The sequence below is a fragment of the Eudoraea sp. genome, from assembly GCF_049665975.1.
In the GTDB taxonomy this organism is placed as follows: domain Bacteria; phylum Bacteroidota; class Bacteroidia; order Flavobacteriales; family Flavobacteriaceae; genus Eudoraea.
On the sequence record NZ_JBATGR010000517.1, the window covers coordinates 1 to 2,678 of the forward strand.

Consider the following 2,678-nt stretch of genomic DNA (forward strand, 5'->3'; position numbering starts at 1 on the left):
TTTAGCGGAACCATCAATTTCTTCTAATCTGGAAGTAATTGTGTCTTGAAGTTCTTCAATGTAACTGTAGAATTTATTTTTCATTTGATTTTTCATATAATTCCATATCAAGCGGCTCTTCATTTGGAGGAGTATGGGCTTTTAACAATGTTTTTGTCCATTTATACCCGGATTTTTCTGCTACTCTAATACTCGCTTTATTTTGCTTGGATACAATTATTTCCAGACTTTTTAAGCCAAGATCTTTGAATGCAAAAGAAGTAATTTCCTTTACAGCTCTGGTAATCCAACCTCTACCCTGATAATTTTTATCAATACAATAAGCTATTTCACCCCGCTTAAGCTCCCAATTCAATTTTTTTAATATAAGTAAGCCTAAAACAGTATTATTTGTTTTTAGGGCAAAAGTAAATTCTGTTTTTAATTTTATCTGTTCACTTTTATTTAGAATGTAGTTTTCAGAGGCCTGAATAGTCTCATTTTGTCTTAAGGTAATTGGAAAAAAGCGATTAAATTCTTTTTTATTTGAAGCTAAAAAAGTGTGTAAAGCGGAGGTGTCCACAGTTTTTAATGGCTCTAAAGCAAATAAACTACTTATACGACTATCAGACATCAAACACTTTGATTCTACTGAGGTAATGAATGGGGCTATATAATTTAACCCCCCTTTTACCTTAAGGCTTATACTCTTTTACAGCATCTATAAATGCCTTTGCGTTTTCCACAGGGACGTTTGGTAGAATCCCATGGCCGAGATTAACGATATATTGATCCTTTCCAAATTCATTTATCATTTGGGTGACCATTTTTTTAATGACTTGCGGGGGCGATAATAAGCGGGCGGGATCAAAATTTCCCTGGAGCGTTATTTTACCTCCTGTCAAATACCTGGCATTTCGTGCAGAACAAGTCCAATCCACTCCAAGTGCAGCTGCACCAGATTTCGCCATATCGCTTAAGGCAAACCAGCAACCTTTCCCAAAGACAATTACCTGCGTTTCCTCCTTTAAGGCATCTATGATTTGTTGAATATAATACCATGAAAATTCTTTGTAGTCATTGGGTGATAGCATGCCGCCCCAGGAATCGAATATCTGAACTGCATTTACGCCTGCTTTAACCTTGGCTTTCAAATATGAGATAGTGGTATCAGTAATTTTCTGCAACAAATTATGGGCAGCAACTGGTTGTGTAAAGCAGAATTCCTTGGCTTTATCAAAGGTTTTGCTGCCTTGCCCCTGTACACAATAGCAGAGAATAGTCCATGGAGAACCCGCAAAACCAATTAATGGAATCTCATCTTCCAATTTCTCTTTAGTTGCGGTAATAGCCTGCATTACATAATCCAATTCTTCATAAACATCTGGAACTAAAACACGGTCTACATCTTTTTGAGAGCGAATAGGCTTGGGCAAATAGGGTCCAAAATCGGGTTTCATCTGCACTTCTATTTGCATAGCTTGAGGTATGACAAGAATATCGCTAAAAAGTATGGCTGCGTCCATTCCATATCGCCGAATAGGTTGGACCGTAATTTCAGAAGCCAATTCTGGCGTCTGGCATCTGGTGAAGAAATCATATTTCTCCTTAATCTTCATAAATTCTGGCAGGTATCTGCCAGCCTGTCTCATCATCCATACTGGTGGGCGCTCTACAGTTTCACCTTGTAGTGCTCTTAAAAATAAATCGTTTTTTATACTCATTTTATTTCTTAATGCTCAAATTATAATGCAATGATACCTTATTCAACAGATTTTCTACAACCGGGGTATCTGCTACTACTATGGAATCTGTAAATAGGGCAGCTTCTCCTGCCGTCGTATGGCCTATACAGAATGCCGTACTATGACCTACCTCATTTGACAAAGTAAAACTCTTTACTCCACTGGGACTAAAAAACAATATGCCATCAAAGAGTTCTGAAAAATGCTGAGGATTTAATTCTGTTTGGTATACTATAATTTCCTTGAAATGAATCTTATGTTTGGTCAAAATATTAGGTAAATCATCATTTCTTCTATTTCCACAAAAAAATAAAAATGACTCTTTTTTATAGTTTTTTGCAATAAAAACACCTAATTCGGCTCCATTATGGGCCATTTTTACAACTTTATATCCATTTTTTTCTAAAAGTGATTTGGTTTTTTCCCCGACGCAAAAACACTCTCTTCCCAATTTCTTTTTTATAGGAAAATTTGAATTATGGTTTATAAATGCCCTAACCGCATTCTGACTCGTAAAAATAAAATAATCAAAATCAGTGGTTAATTGAAATTCTTGGTAATGGATATTTATGGCTTCGTATTCCTGAAAATTAATACCAGCATCATTCAGAATCTTTTTTTGCCCGGAAGTGAGGAGTTTTGTGGAGAGGACATTTTTCATTGGTTTATTTGGATTTTTATGTCTCGCATCAATTCCTTCCCTCCATCAAATAAGACCTCTTGTGCGCAGGCTTTACCAAAATCTATTGCATCTGCCAGTCTGATTTTTTTATCAATGCTTACAGTTCGTTGCCCATCAATAGATAATAATATGCCTTTAAAATGTAATAAATTGTTTTCAATAGTAGCCAAAGCTCCTATTGGTGCTGTACAGCCGCCTTCTAGTTCCTTTAAAAACTCGCGTTCAACCTGTGTACAGATTTCTGTGGTTTCATGATTTAAAGGGGCAAGTGC

3 protein-coding genes and 1 pseudogene are annotated in these 2,678 nt (G+C 36.1%); all 4 read right to left on the minus strand.

All coding sequences use genetic code 11. The features are described from left to right. Positions 1 to 73: 73 nt before the first annotated feature. The gene (locus WBN20_RS16350) at positions 74 to 613 is read right to left on the minus strand and encodes a GNAT family N-acetyltransferase (protein ID WP_424282458.1); all 540 of its coding nucleotides are present in this window, start codon (positions 611 to 613) and stop codon (positions 74 to 76) included. 61 nt (positions 614 to 674) lie between these two features. Further along, entirely contained in the window at positions 675 to 1,703 is a 1,029-nt protein-coding gene (gene hemE / locus WBN20_RS16355) for a uroporphyrinogen decarboxylase (protein ID WP_424271250.1), read from the minus strand. 1 nt (position 1,704) lies between these two features. Then, on the minus strand, positions 1,705 to 2,385 hold the full coding sequence (locus WBN20_RS16360; RefSeq protein ID WP_424282459.1) for a uroporphyrinogen-III synthase: 681 nt from the start codon (positions 2,383 to 2,385) through the stop codon (positions 1,705 to 1,707). Next, positions 2,382 to 2,678: pseudogene (locus tag WBN20_RS16365) on the minus strand (hydroxymethylbilane synthase); the annotation flags it as partial. The pseudogene WBN20_RS16365 and the gene WBN20_RS16360, both read right to left, overlap by 4 nt.